The organism is Cobetia sp. ICG0124, assembly GCF_004006355.1.
GTDB lineage: Bacteria > Pseudomonadota > Gammaproteobacteria > Pseudomonadales > Halomonadaceae > Cobetia > Cobetia marina.
Genome location: NZ_CP024893.1, coordinates 1,058,568 through 1,077,708 on the forward strand (window position 1 = coordinate 1,058,568; position 19,141 = coordinate 1,077,708).

Below are 19,141 nucleotides of genomic sequence, written 5' to 3' on the forward strand. Positions count from 1 at the left end.
TGAGCGCATCGCGCGAGTTCGCGAGGAGCTATATGTCGGCTTCGAGGATGAATCGCTGGATCAGCTGGCCGGCATGCTTCAGGCGCTGGAGCGCAATGCCAGGCACAGCATCTCCCGCTCGCAGGCCGAGTGCGGATCAGCGTGGTGCGTCGTAACGCCCCGGATTGCCGTGGGTGAAGACCACCTGCCAGAGCTGAAGCTGGCGGGCGCGGAAGGCCCCGGCACAGGCACCCAGATAATACTCGAACATGCGCTTGTCCCGCGTCGTGTAGGTGTCGGCCAGTTCATGCCATCTGGCATCGAGGTTGGCACGCCATGCCATCAGCGTCGGGTCGTAGTCGGCACCGAAATTCTGCCAGTCCTCCATGATCAGGTGATGCTCGCTGGCCTGGATCAGTTGACTGGCACTGGGCAGCACGCCGTTGGGGAAGATGTAGCGATTGACCCAGGGGTCCGCGGAGATGTCGCTCAGGTTGGAGCCGATGGTGTGCAGCACGAAGCGACCGCCGGGGCGCAGCAGCTGCGCGACACGGGTGAAGTAGGTCGCGTAGTTCTTGTGGCCGACGTGCTCGAACATGCCGATGGACACGATGGCATCGAAGGTGCCGACCTCGTGACGGAATTGCTCGTCACGGTAATCCTTGAGCAGGATCTCCACTGGCAGGCCATGGCAATGTTCCCGCGCCAGCGCCGCCTGCTCGGCGGAAATGGTGATGCCGACGACTTCCACGCCATAGTGGCGCGCGGCGTAGGCGGCGAAGCTTCCCCAGCCACAGCCGATGTCCAGCACGCGCATGCCGGGTGTCAGCCCGAGCTTGCGACAGGCGAGATCCAGCTTGGCCTGCTGGGCCTGCTCCAGGTTCTCCGGCGCGATCGGCAATCCCTTCCAGTATCCGCAGCTGTAGCACAGGGTCGGGTCCAGCATGCGGGTGAAGAGGTCATTGCCGAAGTCGTAATGCACCTTGCCCACCACCTCGGCACGACGACGGCTCTGCAGATTGATGACTCCTGCCTGGAGGCGGTAGGCGATGCGCTCACCAAAGGTGTGGGCTCGCTCCCCCAGCCCATGCTTGAGCAGGCGATGGATCATCTCGTCGATCCGTTCGCAATCCCACCAGCCTTCCATGTAAGCCTCACCCAGCCCCAGACTGCCCTGATTCAGCACCCGCCGGAACAGATCCGGATGGCGGACGCAGATATCCCAGGGGTCAGGGCCATTCAGACTGACCCCGGAGCCAGAGAGCAGGCGCTCGACGATCTGTCGTTGACGGTTTTCGGGTAGTGCAACGGGGGCCAGGCGTTGTTCGATACTCATGGAAAAGCCTCCTTGACGGCGCGCTTTCGTCTCAGCATAGTCAAGAGTCGTCTAATGCGGCGCTGCAATATCCCGTCGTGGGCGGCAACCCGAGGTTGCGCGTTCCGAACGCTGTCAGCTCGGGCTGGCTGACGGGAAGGCGCCTCAGCGGCAGCGGATGGTCCAGGCGACCTTGTAGCCTTCACCTTCGTGGGTGGCGGCGGCCATCTCGGTATCTTCATTGATGGTGCCGCCTTCCAGCTGATCGTTGCCTTCGGCTGCCTTGGACATGCTGTCCTGCGGGCCGAAGACACGGGAATCAAGCACGTCGTACTTGTCGCGATCCTGCTCCTCGCAGACTTCCAGAGCGCGTTCCTTGACCTGAGCGATGGCATCGTCACGGTCCTCATCGACGGCGCTGACCTCGTAACGCGTGTCCTGCTTCTCGATCACGCTGGTGTTGCCACAGCCCGCAATGAAGGCGGTTCCGGCGATGGCGACGGTCATGCAGGCGGTGCGCAGGGCGTTGGATGTCATGGTCATGGTCTCTCCTTGGAATGCAGGAGCACGTCATGTCAGCCAATGCCAATCGCGGAGTCGTCTACCAGGGAGCGGGGAAGGTGAGTGTCGAATCACTGGACTATCCGACCCTGGCGCTGGGAAATCGCAAGTGTGAACACGGCGTCATTCTCAAGGTCGTCTCGACCAATATCTGTGGTAGCGATCAGCACATGGTGCGTGGCCGGACCACGGCACCCCAGGGCCTGGTGCTGGGCCACGAGATCACCGGACTGGTCGTCGAGGCTGGCCGCGACGTGGAATTCATCAAGGTCGGTGACATCGTCTCGGTCCCGTTCAACATCGCCTGCGGGCGCTGCCGCAACTGCAAGGAAGGCAAGACGGGGATCTGTCTGAACGTCAATCCGGCGCGTCCCGGCGCAGCCTATGGCTATGTCGACATGGGCGGCTGGACTGGCGGTCAGACGGATTACGTCATGGTGCCCTATGCCGACTTCAACCTGCTCAAGTTCCCGGATGCCGATCAGGCGATGGAGAAGATCCGTGACCTGACGCTGCTCTCCGACATCTTCCCGACAGGCTTCCATGGCTGCGTGACTGCAGGGGTCGGGCCGGGTGCCACGGTCTACATCGCGGGGGCCGGGCCGGTCGGACTGGCGGCGGCGGTGTCTGCCCAGCTGCTGGGGGCGGCCTGCGTCATCGTCGGCGACATGATTCCCGAGCGTTTGCAGCAGGCCGAGAGCTTCGGCTGCGAGACCATCGACCTGCGTCAGGAAGGCTCGATGGAGGACAAGGTCGAGGCGATTCTCGGCGAGCGCGAAGTGGATTGCTTCGTCGATTGCGTCGGCTTCGAGGCGCATGGCTGTGGATGTGATCATGGGCGTGAGCAGCCGGCGACGGTGCTCAACTCGGCAATGGCGTTGACGCGTGCCGGCGGCCAGATCGGCATTCCCGGCCTCTATGTCACCGAAGACCCGGGCGCCGAGGATGAGGCCGCCAAGGTCGGTGCACTCTCCATGCGCTTCGGACTGGGCTGGGCCAAGTCTCACTCGTTGCACACGGGGCAGTGTCCGGTGATGAAGTATCACCGCCCGCTGATGCAGGCGATCCTGTTCGGGCGCGTCAATATCGCGGATGCGGTCAACGTGCAGGTCATCAGTCTGGAAGAAGCGCCGCAGGGCTACGCGGACTTCGACGGTGGCGCTGCCAAGAAATTCGTCATCGACCCCCATGCCATGGTGCGCAACGGGCGCGCTGCCTGATATCGGGCATGAGAGACCCTCAACCTTCAGCGTTTGCAGTGATTCGCGATCAACGTCATCAGGCGGGCGAGTTCCTGCTCGATCCGCTCATCCGGTGCAAGGCCGATATTGAGACGCAGACAATTGCGATAGCGCGCAGATTCGGTAAACCAGGGGCCGATCCGGATATCTAGCTGTGCCTGCTCGGCGGCCTTGCCGAGGGCCCTGGCATCGAGGCCGGGCACCTCGATCCACAGCACCAGGCCACCTTGTGGTTGCGTCACGCGACTGCCCTCGGGCAGATGCTGACTCAGATAGTTGAGGTAGTGGGCCTTGTGCTGGCTGAGCTGGTGACGGACACGTTTGAGGTGACTGGCATAGGCGCCGGAATCGATGAAGTCCGCGACGGTGCACTGTACCAGCGTCGGCACACCCAGCGCGCGCTTGAGATATGGCGGAAGGAATCGACCGGGCCGACACCAGCCCAGTCGGTAGCTCGGTGACAGGGTCTTGGAGACCGAACCACACCAGATGACGAAGCCACCTTCGTCGTGGCAGGCCGTTGGCAGTGGCGGCGCTTCGCGATGGGTGAGCTCGAGATAGACATCATCCTCGATCACCGGCACGCGGTAGTGATTGGCAAGCCTGGCCAGGCGCTGTTTCTGCGCGGGAGTGAGGGTGATGCCCTGGGGATTCATGTGAGTGGTGCAGAACAGCCCGGCCTGCAGCTGACCGTTGGCGAGATGCTGTTCGAACTGATCGAGATCGATGCCTTGTGCACTCGAGGGAATCTCGATCACGTCGAGGGACAGCTGCGAGAGTAGATCCAGCAGGCCGTTGTAGCACGGTGAGCTGACTGCCACCGTGTCGCCGGGTTGCGTGCAGACCTCAAGCGCCGTCCTGACCGCATCCATGCAGCCGTGAGTGATGACCAGCTCCTCACTGCCCAGCACAAAGCCGGCCTGGGTGAAATGGCTCGCCAGGGCGCTCAACAGTGCGGGTTCGCCTTGCGCGGCGGGATACTGGTTGAGGGTATGCACGGCCCGCTTCATGGCGCGGCGCAGGCTGCGATCCAGTGCCTGCCGGGTCGCCTTGTCCAGCGCCAGATGCGCAGTGCCCAGCGGCCCGCACCACCTCTGCGTGCGAGGGCGCGGGCATGACACGTGAGGGCTCGACGATGAAGAACCCCGATTGTGGGCGAGCCATCAGCCAGCCCTGCGATTCCAGCTCCGCATAACAGCTGACCGCCGTCGACACGCTGATGCCGTGCTGGCGGGCAAACTGGCGCAGCGACAGCATGCGATCCCCGGTACTGAGTCTGCCGGCCTGAATATCCTGAATGCACTTCTCTGCCAGCTGTCGATAGCGTGCCATGAGGATCAGGAGACACGCCATGCAGGGACGCGATCTATTGCTCATCACCAGCGTGATGGCAATCTGGGGCTTCAACTTCTCGATGATCAAGCTGGGGGTCAGTGACATGGATCCCTTGCTGATCGCCGCGGCGCGCTTCGCGTGTGCCACCTTTCCGCTCATCTTCTTCATCCGCAAGCCGCAGGTGCCGTGGCGCTACCTGATGGCCTACGGGCTGGTGTTCGGTACCGGTATCTGGGGCATGGCCTCATGCTCGATCACCTTCGGGCTGTCCTCTGGCATGGCGGCGGTCCTGTTGCAGACCGATGTGCTGACCACGGTGCTGGTCGGCGTGCTGCTCTACCGGGAGATCATCTCTCCGCGCATGGCGGCAGGTATTCTGGTCTCGCTGGTGGGGCTGGTGGTCTCCGTCTTCACCACCAACGGCAACGTGACCCTGGCGGGACTTGCCTTCATCCTGCTGGCGGCGATCTGCTGGCCCCTGGCTGGCGTGATTCTGCGCAGCTCCGGCACGCGCACACCTTTCGCCTTCAACCTCTGGGGCATGCTGTTTGCGCCGCTACCGCTGATGGCGTTGAGCGTCGCGATGAATGGCTGGGGGGTGCTGAGTGCCACCTATCAACAGTGGGGGATGGATGCCTGGGTCTCGGTGCTGTTCCAGGCCTATCCGACGACCCTCTTTGGTTACTGGGTCTGGAACCGGATGCTGCTCAAGTATCCGATGAGTCAACTGGCCCCCATGACCTTGCTGGTCTCGGTGTTCGCGTTGCTCAGTGGTTACGCCATCTTTGATGAGCAGTTGTCGCTGGCACAGTGGCTCTCGTGCAGCATCTTCCTGTTCGGGATCGCGCTGGTGCTCTATCCCCCGCGTCGCAAGGCGCTTGCGGCCTGTGGCTGATCGCGGCACTCCCATGCACGCTTCCGCCACCAGCGCCGTCGATACCGCCAGCCTGATGCCTCAGCACGCCGACTTCTCCGATTGGCCGAACAGCCGTGAATGGCTGGCGCATCTGATCCATTTCGCGACCGTGTCACGTGACTCGAATCTGGCGTTGATCCATTGCCTGCGTGATGCTCTGGAAGTGGCCGGTGTCAGCGCCGAGATCATTCATGATGATGGCGGTGACAAGGCCAATCTGCTCGCGGTGATCGGCCCTGACGTGGAGGGCGGTGTGGTGCTGTCCGGGCATACCGATGTGGTGCCGGTGGAGGGGCAGGCCTGGGACAGTGATCCCTTCACGCTGCGCGAGGCCGATGGCCGCCTGTATGGGCGGGGCTCATCCGACATGAAGGGCTTCATCGCCTGCTGCATGGCGGCGGTGCCGGCGCTGGTGAGTGCAGCGCGTGATGGCAAGCTTGAAAGGCCTGTGATTTTCGCCTTCTCGTATGATGAAGAAATCGGCTGTCTCGGCGCGCCGCGCATGATCGCGCGTCTGCGTGATCGCCTGCCGCGCCCGGCGGCGGTGCTGGTGGGGGAGCCGACCTTGATGAGCGTCGTCGATGCCCACAAGGGCATCACGGTCATCCGCACCACGGTGACCGGCAAGCCGTCGCATTCCAGTCAGGTCAATCTGGGGGTCAGCGCGATTCATCTGGCGGCACGCATGGTCACCTTCATCGAGGACCGCATGCAGGCGCGCATCGATTGTGGGCATCTCGACGAGCGTTTCGAGGTGCCGCATGCCAGCCTGCATGTCGGGCGCATCGAAGGCGGCACGGCTGTCAACATCACCGCAGGGCAGTGCATCTTCGATTGGGAGTTGCGCCATCTGCCGGGCGAGGATGTCGAGGCGATGCTGGCGGAGATCGATGCCTACGCGGAGCGTCTGCTCGTGCCCTATCGCGAGCGGGCGCCCGAGGTGGCGATCCACAGTGAGCGCACGGTGAAGACGGTGCCGGCGCTGGGGCAGGGCGAACGTGATCCGGCGATCCATCTCTGTCAGCGTCTGCTGGGGGAGGCGCGTGCCAGTCAGGCGGTGACCTATGCCACCGAAGCGGGCCAGTTCCAGCGCGAAGGCTGGCCGACGGTGGTCTGCGGGCCCGGCTCCATCAGCGTGGCCCATCAGGCCAACGAGTACATCGACATCCGCCAGCTGGCGGCCTGTGATCGCTTTCTCGCTCAGCTGGTGCGTGAGCAGCAGACGAGCTGAGTCACAGGGTCCCCGGGCGTGGCGGTTGCTGCTCCGGTATGGGCAGCAGCATGGCGCTGCAGTGACGCAGCAGGTGATCAGTGAGCTGTTCGAGGGTGCTGCCGCCATGGCGCCAGTGATGCCAGTAGAGCGGGATGTCCAGCGCGTGGTCCGGCGCGATATCGACCAGTTCACCGCTGTCCAGCAGGTGGCGCGCCTGCTGCTCGGGAATCATCCCATAGCCCATGCCACTCAAGGCCAGGTGAACGAAGCCTTCTGAGGAGGGACAGAGGTGATGCGGGAAAGGCTCGTCGAAGCCCATCTCGGCCAGCAGCCGATGCTGCAGACGGTCATCCCGGCCATAGACGATGGCGGGCATGCTGCGCAGTTTCTCGGCAGGCAGACGTGACGGGATGACGCCATCCTCTCCGGCGATGTGGCGGCGCACGAAATCCGGGCTGGCCAATGCGCGATACCGCATGCTGCCCAGCGGGTGTGAGCGAGCCCCCTGGACCGGGCGTGGGGTCGAGCAGATGCAGCCCGCCACCTCGCCATCGCGCATGCGCTTGAGGGCGACCTCCTGATCTTCCACCAGCATGTCCAGCAGCAGCTCGTGCGTCTGACAGAAGGCACCGGTGACCTGTGGCCACCAGGTGGCCAGCGAGTCGGCATTGATGGCGATGCGCAGGCGCTGCTCGCTGTCACCGAGAGCGGGAATCTGATCCAGCAGGTCATGCTCCAGCAGGCGCACCTGCTGCACATGGTTGAGCAGACGCCGCCCCAGTGGAGTCGGTCCCAGGCGTGGCGTGCGCACCAGTACCGGCTGACCCAGACGGGCCTCCAGCAGCTTGATGCGCTGCGAGACCGCTGATTGTGTCAGGCCCAGCGCGCGTGCCCCGCGCTCGAAACCTGCCTGGTCGATGACGGCGGCCAGCGCCTCCAGCAGTTTGTAGTCCAGCATCAGAAATCCTTATGAGCCATTCCCTGAATCAATTTCCATGATGTATTCATCCTAGCGTACTCTGCCTGCGGCTGCAGTGTCATGTGGTGGTCAGTGTTCAATGGAGCAGGTGTCGGGGCCGGGCTGATCATCGCCATCGGTGCCCAGAATGCCTTCGTGCTGGGTCAGGGACTCAAGCGCGAACATCAATGGTGGGTCGCGGGGCTCTGTGCGCTGTGTGATTGGCTGCTGATCGTGGCGGGGGTCTTGGGGCTGGGGGCCTTGATGCAGCAATCCCCCATGTTGATGAGCATCGCGCGTTGGGGAGGTGTCGCCTTCCTGCTCTGGCAAGCCGTCAAGGCGCTGGGGCGCATGCGCAGTGGTGGGCAGCTCACGGCGAGTACGGCGCTCAAGGCGAGCCTTGGCAAGGTGCTGATGGCGACTCTGGCGGTGACCTTGCTCAATCCGCAGGTCTATCTGGATACCCTGGTGATGCTGGGTGCCATCGGGGCACAACAGAGCTCGCCGGCGGGCTTCATCGCCGGAGCCAGCCTGGCCTCGATGGTCTGGTTCTTCGGGCTGGTGGCCTGTGCTGGCTGGCTGGCACCCCGCCTGACCAGTCCGCGTGCCTGGCAGGTCATCGAAGCCTTCATCGCGGCCATTCTGCTGGCCGTCGCCTGGCAGCTGGGCAGTGGCGCCTGGCTCTAGTGGCCAACGCAAGACGGGCATGTGGCAGTCGCAGGCGCGACGCGCCGATAGGTGTAAAGAAAGCATGACGCAGTGTCAGGTGCTCGCGGCAGTGAGAGCGCCCCGGGTGAGCAGTGTCGAGATGGCCGTCAGCGCTATGGCAGAGTTTCGTTACATGTCTGGCGTGGGGGGAGGCAGGATACGGCACCAATGAGGGCGCAAGGTGCATGGGCAGGGCGGCAGGCAAGGCATAGATTCCCGATAACGGAATCGGGACATCACAGGTGATGTGCGGCGCGTTCGCCTGTCATGAAGGATGTCGCCCGCCTTTCTCTACCTTGCCTGCCTTGTCGGCAGCCTGACTCAGGAGTACCTCATGAACGCACCGGCGCGTATCGAACAGCACAATCCCATCGGCACGGACGGCTTCGAGTTCGTCGAGTTCACGGCACCGGATGCCGCCGGGATCGATGCCCTGCGCAAGTTGTTCAATCAGCTCGGATTTACCGAGACCCGTCGCCATCGCTCCAAGCAGGTGTTCCTGTTCCAGCAGCATGGCATCAATGTGGTGCTCAACGCCGAGCCGAACAGCCCCGCGGCACGCTTCGCGGCGATTCATGGCCCGAGTGCCTGTGCGATGGCCTGGCGCGTGGCAGATGCCGAGCAGGCGCATCGCTACGCGCTGGCGCACGGTGCGCGCAGCGTCGAGCATCCGGTCGGGCCGGGCGAGGTGGGCATCCCGGCGGTGCAAGGGATTGGCGGCTCGGTGCTGTATTTCGTGGACCATCACCGGGAACGCTCGATCTACGACACCGACTTCGTCGCCATCGAGGGGGCGGTGGAGAATGCCAACAGCGTCGGCCTGCATACGCTGGATCATCTGACGCACAACGTCGGACGCGGCCAGATGGATGTGTGGGCGGACTTCTATGCTCGTATCGCCAACTTCCGCGAGATCCGTTATTTCGATATCGAGGGCAAGATGACCGGGCTCTTCTCGCGAGCCATGACAGCGCCCTGCGGCAAGATGCACATCCCCATCAACGAGTCCGCCGACGACAACTCCCAGATCGCGGAATTCATCCGGGATTACAACGGGGAAGGCATCCAGCATCTGGCGATGGCGACGGATGACATCTATGCCACCGTCAAGGCGCTCAAGGCCAATGGCGTCAAGTTCCTGACCACACCCGAACCCTATTATGAAAAGGTCGATGCACGGGTGCCCAACCATGAAGAGAACGTCGAGGATCTCAAGGCCTTGAGCCTGCTGGTGGATGGCGCACCGGGTGAAGGAATCCTGTTGCAGATCTTCACCGAGACGGTGATCGGGCCGATCTTCTTCGAGATCATCCAGCGCAAGGGCAATGACGGTTTCGGTGAAGGCAATTTCAAGGCGCTGTTCGAATCCATCGAGGAAGACCAGATCCGTCGCGGGGTGCTGGAGGGCGAGCGGTTCGTCGGCACGCGCTGATGGTCGATCACCTGACGCAGCACGAAGCTTGAATGCACGCCGGTGACGCCCTCGATACGGGTGATCTGCTTGAGCAGCAGGTCGTGATAGTCATCCATGTCATTGACGACCACCTTGAGCTGGTAGTCGGCTTCCTGACCGGTGATCAGCAGGCACTCCATCACCTGGGGCAGCGCCGCGATGGTTTCCTCGAAGTTGGCGAAGCGCTCCGGGGTATGGCGGTCCATCGAGATATGCAGCAGCGCCATCAGGCTCAGACCCAGCTTGCGGGCATCGACCTGTGCCCGATACCCCGTGATCATGCCGCTTTCTTCCAGGGCACGTACCCGGCGCAGGCAAGGTGACGGTGACAGGCCAATGCGCTCGGCGAGCTCCTGATTGCTGATGCGTCCCGACTGCTGGAGTTCGTCAAGAATCCGTCGATCGAAGCGGTCCAGTGTCGGGAGAGAAATGTTCTGGCTCATTTTAGGGCCTTGATGCCCTCGTCATCTCACATTTACTCAGGCGCCCCGATTGGGACACTGTTGAGCGGGAAAGGTGCCATCGAATCCGCATCTGGATGTCGAACGTTGCTTTCCACGCCCACCACGCCAAGGACACGACCATGACTGCTGCATCCACGCCAAGTGCTGCCTTCGACCACACCAAATATCGCCCCGTCACGCCTGTCGCGCTGACCGACCGCCAATGGCCGTCGCGTACCGTGACCCAGGCGCCGCTATGGGCCAGTGTCGACCTGCGCGATGGCAACCAGGCGCTGCTTGAGCCGATGACGGTCGAGCAGAAGAAGCTGATGTGGAAGCTGCTGGTCAAGATCGGCCTCAAGGAGATCGAAGTCGGTTTCCCGTCCGCCAGTCAGCTCGATTTCGACTTCGTGCGCTGGTTGATCGAGGAAGACCAGGTGCCGGAGGGTGTCAGCATCCAGGTGCTGGTGCAGGCGCGTGAGCACTTGATCGCCCGTACCTTCGAGTCACTGGTCGGGGCGCGCGATGCCGTGGTGCACGTCTACAACTCCACCTCCACCGTTCAGCGCGAGCGGGTGTTCGAGATGGATCGTGAGGGCATCAAGGCCATCGCCGTCGAAGGTGCGCAGCTGGTCAAGGACTACGCTGCGCGTTACCCGGACACCCACTGGGTGTTCCAGTACTCGCCGGAGAGCTTCACTTCCACCGAGATGGATTACGCCGTCGAGGTCTGTGAAGCGGTGATGGATGTCTGGCAGCCGACACCGGACAATCGCTGCATCCTCAACCTGCCGGCCACGGTGGAAGTGGGCCCGCCCAATCACTTCGCGGATCAGGTCGAGTACTTCATCAAGCACCTCAGTCGTCGTGACTGCGCGATCATCTCGCTGCATACCCACAACGACCGGGGCGGTGCCGCTGCCGCTGCCGAGCTCGGCCTGCTGGCCGGGGCGGACCGCATCGAAGGAACCTTGCTGGGCAATGGTGAGCGTACCGGCAACATGGACCTGATCACCATGGCGATGAACCTCTACAGCCAGGGGATCGACCCGGAGCTGGACCTCTCCAATCCGGACGAGATCATCCAGGTCTACACCGAGTGCACCAATCTGCCGGTGCATCCGCGCCACCCGTGGGTCGGGGAGCTGGTCTACACCGCCTTCTCCGGCAGCCATCAGGACGCGATTCGCAAGTGCCTCAAGAAGCAGCAGGCGGACGAGCCGTGGCAGGTCGCCTATCTGCCCATCGACCCGCAGGATCTGGGTCGCGACTTCCAGGCGGTGATTCGCGTCAACAGCCAGTCCGGCAAGGGCGGCATGGCCTTCCTGCTCGAACGCGATCACGGCATCAGCCTGCCGCGCTGGATGAGCCTCGAGCTCGCCCCGCACGTGCAGAAGGCCAGCGAGCAGGTCAGTGGTGAGCTGTCCAGCAACCAGATCCGCGCGATTCTCGATGCCAGCTTCAAGCGCGAGGCACCGCTGAGTCTCAAGGGCTATCGACTGGATCGTGAGGGGGCCGAGCAGCTCACCGCGACACTGATCGACGAGAAGGGTGAGCAGATTGCCTTGGCCGGTGAAGGCAACGGTGCCATCTCCGCCTTCATGGATGCCTGGCAGCGTCACACCGGTGCCACCGTCAGCGTGGTGGACTACGGCGAGCATGCGCTCGGGGAAGGCAGTGACGCCGTGGCGGTGGCCTTCGTGATGCTCAATCTCGATGGCAAGCGCGTCTGCGGTATGGCCGAGGATGGTGACACCGTGAGCGCGTCACTCAAGGCGGTGCTGTCGGCGGTCAATCGCGGCCTGGAAAGCAGTGCACGCAGTGAAGCGGAACGTGCCGAAGAGGCGGGTCCCGTCGCCGTCTGACGGCAATGAGCGACACGAGCGGCATGGCGAGCGGATATAGACTTTTGTCGGAAGTTGTCTGACGAGTCAATATCCGGACTTGCACCGGTGCCATCCCTGCGTATCATCGCTGCATCCGCGTAAATGATAACGATCTGGTGGTACAACGGATTCGAGAGCACAACAATTCCAAGCGGTGCAAGGGCAACCCCCCTGAGTGACGAGACAATGGATGTGTCCCCATCCCCTCGTCGGTCGGGATTCGCCGGTGCACCTCTCGTTCAGGAGGTCCGCTAGAACAACCCACAACTACTCATCGGTATCGCATGATTCAACTTGATGCTATCACTACCCTGCTGCTGGCGGCGCTTGTCCTCGTCGTCGGTCATCTGATTGTCGAGCGCGTACGCGTGCTGCGCGAGTTCAACATCCCCGAACCTGTGGTCGGCGGTCTCATCGCCACCCTCATCGTCACCGGCCTGCGTGGCTTGGGCTACGAGTTTCAGTTCTTCGCCGGTCTCCAGACCCCCTTCATGTTGCTGTTCTTCGGCTCGGTCGGCCTGTCGGCGGACGTCCGCATGATTCGCGCCGGCGGCAGCAAGCTGATCCTGTTCCTCGTGCTGGTCATCGGCCTGCTCATCCTGCAGAACCTGCTGGGTGTCGGTGTTGCCAGCCTGTTTGGCCTCGACCCGGTACTGGGGCTGCTCGGCGGTTCCATCACCATGTCCGGTGGTCACGGTACAGGGGCTGCCTGGGCCAACGTCTTCGCCGATGAATATGGCATCAATGGCGCGATGGAAGTCGCGATGGCCTGTGCCACCTTCGGCTTGGTGTTCGGGTCGCTGATCGGTGGGCCGACGGCACGTTTCCTGATCAATCGCATGAAGCGTGAAGGACAGGACATCAATGCCCAGGTCAGCGATTCCGAGTATGACGAGACGGAAGTCCAGCACCCGCTGAATACCGCCAATGCTCTGAAAACGCTCTTCATGTTGCTGCTCGGGGTCGTCAGCGGTCAGCAGCTGCAGGCACTCACGGCGGATACGGCCTTCTCGCTGCCGACCTTCGTGTGGGTGCTGTTCAGCTGTATCGTCATCGGCAACGTGGTGCGCGCCTTCGGCGACAAGCATCTCAATACCCATGCCGTGGATGTGCTGGGCAACATCAGTCTGTCAATCTTCCTGGCACTGGCACTGATGACGCTCAAGCTCTGGGATCTGGCCAATCTGGCACTGCCGATTCTGGCCATCCTGCTGGCACAGGTCGCGCTGGTGTTCCTCTACACCACCCAGGTCACCTTCCGCCTGATGGGCAAGAACTACGACGCTGCGGTGCTGGTCGCGGGTAACTGTGGTTTCGGCATGGGCGCCACGCCGACGGCGATCGCCAACATGCAGGCGGTCACGCAGCACCACGGGCCGTCACGTCTGGCCTTCATCATCGTGCCGGTGGTGGGTGGCTTCCTGATCGATATCGCCAACTCGCTGATCATCAAGGGCTTCCTCGGCTTCTTCTGAACATGACAGCAGGTGTCATGATGAGATGTCGCAGAATCTGCCTGGCATGAACGACAACGCCGGACTCCATGGGAGTCCGGCGTTGTCGTTTCGGGGGCCACAGTGCCACGATCAGGCCATAGGCCAGCAGCGTGACCACCACGGTGCCTGCCAGGTTCAGGAAGAAGCCGGCGCGCATCATGGTCTGGATCTTGAGGTGCCCGGTGGCGAACACGATGGCATTGGGTGGCGTGGCCACCGGCATCATGAAGGCGCAGCTGGCCGCGATGGCCGCCGGCACGGTGATCAGCAGCGGGTCGATGTCCAGCGACAGCGCAAGCGCGCCCAGCAGGGGCAGGAAGGCGGCGGCCGTCGCGGTATTGGATGTGACCTCGGTCAGGAAGATGATCACCAGTACCACGATGCCCACGAGCCCGATGAGCGGCAGCACGCTGAACATCGACAGCTGTCCGGCGATCCACTCCGCCAGACCCGAGCTCTTGATGACGCCCGCCAGTGCCAGTCCCCCCCCGAACAGCAGCAATACGCCCCAGGGCAGGTCACGCGCGTCTTCCCACACCAGCAGGCGACGACCGCGTGAGGTGCCGGAGGGAATCGCGAACAGTCCGACGCCGATGGCCATGGCGATGCCGGTATCCGACAGCCACTCAAGGCCGCTCTGATTGATCAGCGGGCGGAACATCCACAGCAGGGCGGCTACCAGGAAGGCGATGCCGACACGCTTCTCGGCGCTGCTCATGACACCCAGTGCCTTGAGCTCACGCTTTATCATCTCGCCACTGTCCGAAGTCTCGGATGCGAAGGAGAAGGGCGTGCGCGTCAACCACCACCAGGTGATGGTGCACATCGCGATGGCCACCGGCAGGCCGACGACCATCCACTGGGCGAAGCCGATCTCGATGCCCTGGTCACTGGACAGGTAACCCGCCAGCAGGGCATTCGGCGGCGTACCGATCAGTGTCGCGATACCGCCAAGGCTGGCGGAGTAGGCGATGGCCAGCAGCAGGGCGGCGGCGTAGCGCTTCAGCTCCGGGTCGTCGCTGTCGCGCTCATCCCGGCCACTGGACATCAGGCTGACCACTGACATGCCGATGGGCAGCATCATGATGCTGGTCGCGGTATTGGATACCCACATGCTGATGAAGCCGGTGGCGATCATGAAACCGGCGATCTGACGGCGGGGCGAATGGCCGGCAAGCTTCAGCGTATGCAGGGCCACGCGGCGATGCAGGTCCCAGCGCTGCATGGCGATCCCGAGCAGGAAGCCGCCGAGGAACAGATAGATGGTCGGATTGGCATAGGCTGCCGTGGTGCTTTTGATGTCGTCGATGCCAAGTGCGGGCACCAGCACGATGGGCAACAGCGACGTCACCGGTATCGGCAATGCTTCGGTGGCCCACCAGGTCGCCATCAACAGCGCCAGGCCCACGCAGAGCCAGGCGGTGTCCGGCATGTCGCCCGGGGCAGGGGTCAGCCAGGTCAGCAGCAGCAGGAGCGGACCGAGTATCAGACCGATACGCGCCGCAAGTGGCGCTTGCGGCGGCGTGGAGGATTGATCAACGACGTGATCGGTAGGTTGCTCAGGCATGTCGACTCCAGAGAAGCCCGCTGGCGACAGGCTTCCTCATCATGTTGGTCATCGTGTTGTTGGTATGGGTCATGGTAGGTGATGGCACGTTGTCGTGTTGGCGTTGTTCACTGCACGGCATGCATTCGTTCCTGAACGGGAGATCATGCACGTCGTGTCATGCTGCCTGCGTCGGTCGATCGCCGCCGAGAGTCGGTCAGGTGGGGCTTTCGGGCCGGCAGGCGGCGCCATTGTCTCAGCATTGCGCCACGGCTCAATAGCCTTCATTGCCTGTTTCGAAACTCCCGTGGGTGAAACCTTGACGCCGCGCAAGCGCGACGCTCGATCCGAGGCGCTCAGGTCGCGTGCGAGGCCTTGCGTGACGCCATCCTGCACGGGTCAGGTTGCTGTCTGGCGACAGACGCTGTCGTTGGCTGTGGACTTGTGAGCGCAAGGGCTGGAAGGTAGGGTTAGCAGCCATGAACGGGGCCGGCGCAGGTCAACTGCGCGGCCCACTGTCGCGTTACTTTCACAAGGAAGATGATGGATGATTCTGGTCACGGGTGGTGCAGGCTACATCGGGTCTCATACGGTATTGGCGCTCATGGAGGCCGGCCATCAGGTGCTGGTGCTGGACAACCTGTCCAATGCCAGCGAAGCCTCCCTCGCGCGTGTGGCGACGCTTGCCGGACGCGAAGTGCCGTTCGTCGAAGGGGATATCCGCAACGGCGCGCTGCTCGACAGCCTGTTCGAGCGTCATGATATCGAGGCCGTGGTCCACTTCGCCGGGCTCAAGGCGGTGGGCGAGAGCGTCGCCAAGCCGCTGGCCTACTACGACAACAACGTCAATGGCACCCTGGTGCTGTGTGATGCCATGGCGCGGGCCGGCGTCAAGCGTATCGTGTTCTCTTCCTCCGCCACCGTGTATGGCGATCCGGCGTCCACGCCGATCCGTGAAGACTTCCCGACGTCCGCGACCAACCCCTACGGCCGCTCCAAGCTGATGGTCGAGGAAGTGCTGCGTGACCTGTCCGTGGCGGATGACAGCTGGCGCATCGCGCTGCTGCGCTATTTCAATCCGGTGGGTGCCCACGAGTCCGGTACCATCGGTGAGGACCCCAACGGCATCCCCAACAACCTGGTGCCCTATATCAGCCAGGTGGCGGTGGGTCGCCTTGAAGAGCTGGCAGTGTTCGGTGATGACTATCCGACGCCGGATGGCACCGGGGTGCGTGACTACATCCACGTCGTCGACCTGGCCGATGGCCACCTCAAGGCGCTGGACTATCTGGCCGGTGATGCGCGTGATGGTGTCCACACCTACAACCTGGGTACCGGCACTGGCTATAGTGTGCTGGACATGGTCAAGGCCTTCGAGAAGGCCAGCGGTCGCCCGGTGCCTTATCGCATCGCGCCGCGGCGTTCCGGTGATATCGCCGAATGCTGGGCGGAGCCGGACAAGGCCTTCAAGGAATTGAAGTGGAAGGCGGAGCTGGGGCTGGATCGCATGATGGCTGACAGCTGGCGTTGGCAGTCACGCAACCCCAATGGCTATCGCAGCAACTGAACTGGAAGCGGCCGTGGGCAGAATCCGCGGCCGCTTTTGCGTATGATGGCCCCGAGCTGAAAGCCGCGTGCTGACTCCCTTGAATTATCTGCGAGACTTCCATGAATCAGTCTGATGTCACCCCTGATCTTGAACTTCTGACGGCCATCGAGACGCTCTGCCGTGATGCGGGGCAGGCGATACTCGCCGTTGCGCAGGGCGGCGATCTCGAGACACGCGCCAAGGCCGATGACAGTCCGGTGACGGCCGCGGATCTTGCGGCACACCGTGTGCTGGTGGAGGGGCTGGCCCGCCTGACGCCGCAGATTCCGGTGCTCTCCGAGGAAAGCGACAAGGCGGATATCGTGGCGCGCCGTGACTGGCAGACCTTCTGGCTGGTGGACCCGCTGGATGGCACCCGCGAGTTCGTCAACGGCAGTGGCGAATACACCGTCAATGTCGCCTTGATCCAGGGGACGCGCAGCGTGCTGGGCGTGGTGGATGCGCCGGTGCTCAGGGCGACCTGGAGCGGGCTTGATGGCGTGGGCGCGTTTCGCGAGGACGCCAATGGACGAACGGCCATTCGCGTCAGCCCGGAGCCCGAGGTGTTGAGAGTCGTGGCCAGCAAGTCGCATCTCGATGCGCAGACGGCGGCGCTGATCGAGCGTCTGACGCCGGTCGAGACCGTCAGCTGCGGCAGTTCGCTGAAATTCTGTCGTATCGCGGAAGGCGACGCGGATCTCTACCCGCGCTATGCCCCGACCTGCGAGTGGGACACCGCCGCGGCGCAGGCCGTGCTGGAAGCGGCGGGCGGGTGTGTCTTCGATGCGGGCTGATCAGCGCCGTGCTGCTGTCATCGCTGGCCAGTCTGGTGCCATTGATCTACCACGGGCTGCTCGAGGGCGGTCTGATCCTGGTCGGTAACCTGCTGCTGTGGCCGTGTCTGCTGGCGGCAGCCCATCGCCCACGCTGGCGCTGGCCGGCACTTGGCCTGATGGCCGCATTGGGCGTCAATCTCTCGGCCAGTGTGGTCAGCGCCGTCTATTACGATTCGCGCTATGGCCTGGCCTTCGCGCTGAGTTCGCTGGATACCAGTCGCAGCGAGTCGATGGCGATGCTGTTCAAGTTCCCGCTGGCACTCATCGTGCCGCTGGGGTTCTTCCTGCTGGCCCTGTCACTGGCCAATCGCCATGGGGCGGGGTTGGCTCGTGCCCGGCTGGGGGGGCGCAGCGGAATCGCCTTCGTGCTCTGGATGCTGATGCTGCTGGCTGGTAGCTGGCAGTGGGGGCGTGCCAGCGTGCCGCTGGCCATCACCACGCTGTCGGTATCGCCGGGCTGGAACCTGGCCACCACCTCACATGCCTGGTGGGAAAAGGAGCGTTTCAAGGCATTGATGGCGGATGACTACGATTTCGGCAAGGTCACGCTCAGCCCTGATGTGCCGGATGATGCGGTCTTCGTGCTGGTGATCGGTGAGTCCCAGCGGCGTGATCAGCTGTCGCTCTACGGGTATTCGCGCCCGACCACGCCCAATCTCGACGCCCGTCGTGATCAGCTGGTGGTCTTTGATCAGGCTATCGCGCCGGCGCCGCAGACGGTGCTGGCGGTGCCGATGCTTTCCAGTCTGATGGACCCGCGCACCTTCTCGCCGCGCTATCTGGATGCCAACCTGATTTCATTGGCCAATCAGGCCGGCATGCATACGGAGTGGCTGTCACGTCAGGGGCTCGATATCACCTCCGAGCGCACCTGGATCACCGCCATCGCCCAGCGTGCCGACGTCGCCAGAACCATCATGACGGAGTACGACGACGGACTGCTGGATGCACTCGATGAGGCACTGGCGCGCAAGGTCAAAGGGCCGCGACTGATCGTACTGCATCTGTACGGCAGCCATCCGCCGGCCAGCCTGCAGTACCCCGACTCGCTGCGTTACTTCCTGACACCGGACAGTACCTCGCCGCTGACCGATGCCTATGACGACAGTATCCGCTTCACGGACCAGGTGCTGGAGGGCGTCTTCCAACGTCTCGAGGGTCGCCATGCCGGCGTGCTCTACCTTTCCGATCATGGTCTTGAGCATGATCCGCTCAGCGATGCTTACGTGCATGGCGGTGATCGCCCCAGCCAGGCGCCTTATCGCATTCCCCTGTGGCTGTGGCAGGCGGGGCGTGGTCCCAATCCCGAGCGTGAGATGGTGCATCTGCGCGAGCATGCCCGTCAGCCGTTCGCCAGTTTTGATCTTCCCTATCTGGCCAGTGACTGGATGGGAATCCACTTCTCGGGGGACAAGCCATGTCTGTCACCCTGGTCGGCCTGCTATCAGCCGCGCGAGCGCCATCCAGTGCTGGATCAACTGGGGCGTCTGAACTTCTTCGAGGATCTGCCGTCGGACTTTCTTGCCCGGCCGCTGGCCCCCGGTGCCGAAGAACTGGAAGAGGCCGTGGAGGCCACGACGCGTCTGCTGGAAAGTCCGGATCTGGCGTGACGGCGAGGGAAACCTCCGCGCCGATCACCCTGTCACCCCCTTCACTACCCTCAGAGA

The 19,141-nt window shown here is 63.2% G+C and carries 15 protein-coding genes and 1 pseudogene; 10 read left to right on the forward strand and 6 right to left on the reverse strand.

Annotation, left to right across the window (positions count from 1 at the left end; genetic code table 11):
* Positions 1–136: 136 nt before the first annotated feature.
* A complete protein-coding gene (cfa, locus tag CU110_RS04865) occupies positions 137–1,315 on the reverse strand; it encodes a cyclopropane fatty acyl phospholipid synthase (RefSeq protein ID WP_077374696.1) in 1,179 nt (392 codons plus the stop codon).
* Between the two features lie 144 nt (positions 1,316–1,459).
* A complete protein-coding gene (locus tag CU110_RS04870) occupies positions 1,460–1,837 on the reverse strand; it encodes a hypothetical protein (protein WP_077374692.1) in 378 nt (125 codons plus the stop codon).
* A gap of 29 nt (positions 1,838–1,866) precedes the next feature.
* On the opposite strand from CU110_RS04870, the gene fdhA reads away from it, so the two are divergent.
* Complete coding sequence (gene fdhA, locus CU110_RS04875) at positions 1,867–3,075, forward strand: formaldehyde dehydrogenase, glutathione-independent (protein WP_084208117.1); 1,209 nt, start codon at positions 1,867–1,869, stop codon at positions 3,073–3,075.
* A 26-nt stretch (positions 3,076–3,101) separates the two neighbouring features.
* On the opposite strand, the gene CU110_RS04880 is transcribed toward fdhA, so the two are convergent.
* Positions 3,102–4,217: a PLP-dependent aminotransferase family protein gene (locus CU110_RS04880; RefSeq protein ID WP_240665477.1), complete on the reverse strand. Its 1,116-nt coding sequence runs from the start codon at positions 4,215–4,217 to the stop codon at positions 3,102–3,104.
* Between the two features lie 230 nt (positions 4,218–4,447).
* Here CU110_RS04880 and CU110_RS04885 point away from each other — a divergent pair, with 230 nt between their 5' ends.
* Positions 4,448–5,326 (forward strand): EamA family transporter, encoded by an 879-nt coding sequence (locus tag CU110_RS04885; protein ID WP_077374683.1) that lies wholly within the window; start codon positions 4,448–4,450, stop codon positions 5,324–5,326.
* Between the two features lie 13 nt (positions 5,327–5,339).
* Entirely contained in the window at positions 5,340–6,578 is a 1,239-nt protein-coding gene (gene argE / locus CU110_RS04890) for an acetylornithine deacetylase (protein ID WP_338079149.1), read from the forward strand.
* A gap of 1 nt (position 6,579) precedes the next feature.
* Here argE and CU110_RS04895 read toward each other — a convergent pair whose 3' ends face one another.
* The gene (locus tag CU110_RS04895) at positions 6,580–7,518 is read right to left on the reverse strand and encodes a LysR family transcriptional regulator ArgP (RefSeq protein ID WP_077374680.1); all 939 of its coding nucleotides are present in this window, start codon (positions 7,516–7,518) and stop codon (positions 6,580–6,582) included.
* An 81-nt stretch (positions 7,519–7,599) separates the two neighbouring features.
* Here CU110_RS04895 and CU110_RS04900 point away from each other — a divergent pair, with 81 nt between their 5' ends.
* Positions 7,600–8,205: a LysE/ArgO family amino acid transporter gene (locus tag CU110_RS04900; RefSeq protein ID WP_077374677.1), complete on the forward strand. Its 606-nt coding sequence runs from the start codon at positions 7,600–7,602 to the stop codon at positions 8,203–8,205.
* Between the two features lie 355 nt (positions 8,206–8,560).
* The gene (gene hppD / locus CU110_RS04905) at positions 8,561–9,658 is read left to right on the forward strand and encodes a 4-hydroxyphenylpyruvate dioxygenase (RefSeq protein ID WP_127734725.1); all 1,098 of its coding nucleotides are present in this window, start codon (positions 8,561–8,563) and stop codon (positions 9,656–9,658) included.
* On the opposite strand, the pseudogene CU110_RS04910 reads toward hppD, so the two are convergent.
* Positions 9,637–10,122, reverse strand: a pseudogene (locus CU110_RS04910) (Lrp/AsnC family transcriptional regulator); the annotation flags it as partial. The gene hppD and the pseudogene CU110_RS04910 overlap by 22 nt on opposite strands.
* 140 nt (positions 10,123–10,262) lie before the next feature.
* Here CU110_RS04910 and leuA point away from each other — a divergent pair.
* Positions 10,263–11,987: a 2-isopropylmalate synthase gene (leuA, locus tag CU110_RS04915; protein ID WP_084208120.1), complete on the forward strand. Its 1,725-nt coding sequence runs from the start codon at positions 10,263–10,265 to the stop codon at positions 11,985–11,987.
* A gap of 305 nt (positions 11,988–12,292) precedes the next feature.
* Entirely contained in the window at positions 12,293–13,483 is a 1,191-nt protein-coding gene (gene gltS / locus CU110_RS04920) for a sodium/glutamate symporter (protein WP_077374665.1), read from the forward strand.
* Here gltS and CU110_RS04925 read toward each other — a convergent pair.
* Positions 13,458–15,071: an SLC13 family permease gene (locus CU110_RS04925; RefSeq protein ID WP_127734728.1), complete on the reverse strand. Its 1,614-nt coding sequence runs from the start codon at positions 15,069–15,071 to the stop codon at positions 13,458–13,460. The two genes, gltS and CU110_RS04925, sit on opposite strands and share 26 nt — an antisense overlap.
* 526 nt (positions 15,072–15,597) lie before the next feature.
* Between CU110_RS04925 and galE the strand changes: the two genes are divergently transcribed.
* The 3 genes from galE to CU110_RS04940 all read left to right on the forward strand — a co-directional run bounded on the left by galE (position 15,598) and on the right by CU110_RS04940 (position 19,084).
* Positions 15,598–16,617, forward strand: coding sequence for a UDP-glucose 4-epimerase GalE (gene galE, locus CU110_RS04930; RefSeq protein WP_084208121.1), 1,020 nt, complete (start codon positions 15,598–15,600; stop codon positions 16,615–16,617).
* Between the two features lie 101 nt (positions 16,618–16,718).
* Positions 16,719–17,432 carry a 3'(2'),5'-bisphosphate nucleotidase CysQ gene (gene cysQ / locus CU110_RS04935; RefSeq protein ID WP_127734732.1) on the forward strand — a complete coding sequence of 238 codons (714 nt, stop codon included), beginning with the start codon at positions 16,719–16,721 and terminating at the stop codon, positions 17,430–17,432.
* Positions 17,411–19,084 carry a phosphoethanolamine transferase gene (locus tag CU110_RS04940; RefSeq protein ID WP_127734735.1) on the forward strand — a complete coding sequence of 558 codons (1,674 nt, stop codon included), beginning with the start codon at positions 17,411–17,413 and terminating at the stop codon, positions 19,082–19,084. Before cysQ ends, CU110_RS04940 begins: the two co-directional genes overlap by 22 nt.
* Positions 19,085–19,141: the final 57 nt, after the last annotated feature.

What these genes read in the sequence shown, in the direction of transcription:
- cfa (WP_077374696.1), bottom strand. Translation starts at nt 1,315, where the DNA reads ATGAGTATCGAACAACGCCTGGCCCCCGTTGCACTACCCGAAAACCGT.
- CU110_RS04870 (WP_077374692.1), bottom strand. Translation starts at nt 1,837, where the DNA reads ATGACCATGACATCCAACGCCCTGCGCACCGCCTGCATGACCGTCGCC.
- fdhA (WP_084208117.1), top strand. Translation starts at nt 1,867, where the DNA reads ATGTCAGCCAATGCCAATCGCGGAGTCGTCTACCAGGGAGCGGGGAAG.
- CU110_RS04885 (WP_077374683.1), top strand. Translation starts at nt 4,448, where the DNA reads ATGCAGGGACGCGATCTATTGCTCATCACCAGCGTGATGGCAATCTGG.
- argE (WP_338079149.1), top strand. Translation starts at nt 5,340, where the DNA reads ATGCACGCTTCCGCCACCAGCGCCGTCGATACCGCCAGCCTGATGCCT.
- CU110_RS04895 (WP_077374680.1), bottom strand. Translation starts at nt 7,518, where the DNA reads ATGCTGGACTACAAACTGCTGGAGGCGCTGGCCGCCGTCATCGACCAG.
- CU110_RS04900 (WP_077374677.1), top strand. Translation starts at nt 7,600, where the DNA reads ATGTGGTGGTCAGTGTTCAATGGAGCAGGTGTCGGGGCCGGGCTGATC.
- hppD (WP_127734725.1), top strand. Translation starts at nt 8,561, where the DNA reads ATGAACGCACCGGCGCGTATCGAACAGCACAATCCCATCGGCACGGAC.
- leuA (WP_084208120.1), top strand. Translation starts at nt 10,263, where the DNA reads ATGACTGCTGCATCCACGCCAAGTGCTGCCTTCGACCACACCAAATAT.
- gltS (WP_077374665.1), top strand. Translation starts at nt 12,293, where the DNA reads ATGATTCAACTTGATGCTATCACTACCCTGCTGCTGGCGGCGCTTGTC.
- CU110_RS04925 (WP_127734728.1), bottom strand. Translation starts at nt 15,071, where the DNA reads ATGCCTGAGCAACCTACCGATCACGTCGTTGATCAATCCTCCACGCCG.
- galE (WP_084208121.1), top strand. Translation starts at nt 15,598, where the DNA reads ATGATTCTGGTCACGGGTGGTGCAGGCTACATCGGGTCTCATACGGTA.
- cysQ (WP_127734732.1), top strand. Translation starts at nt 16,719, where the DNA reads ATGAATCAGTCTGATGTCACCCCTGATCTTGAACTTCTGACGGCCATC.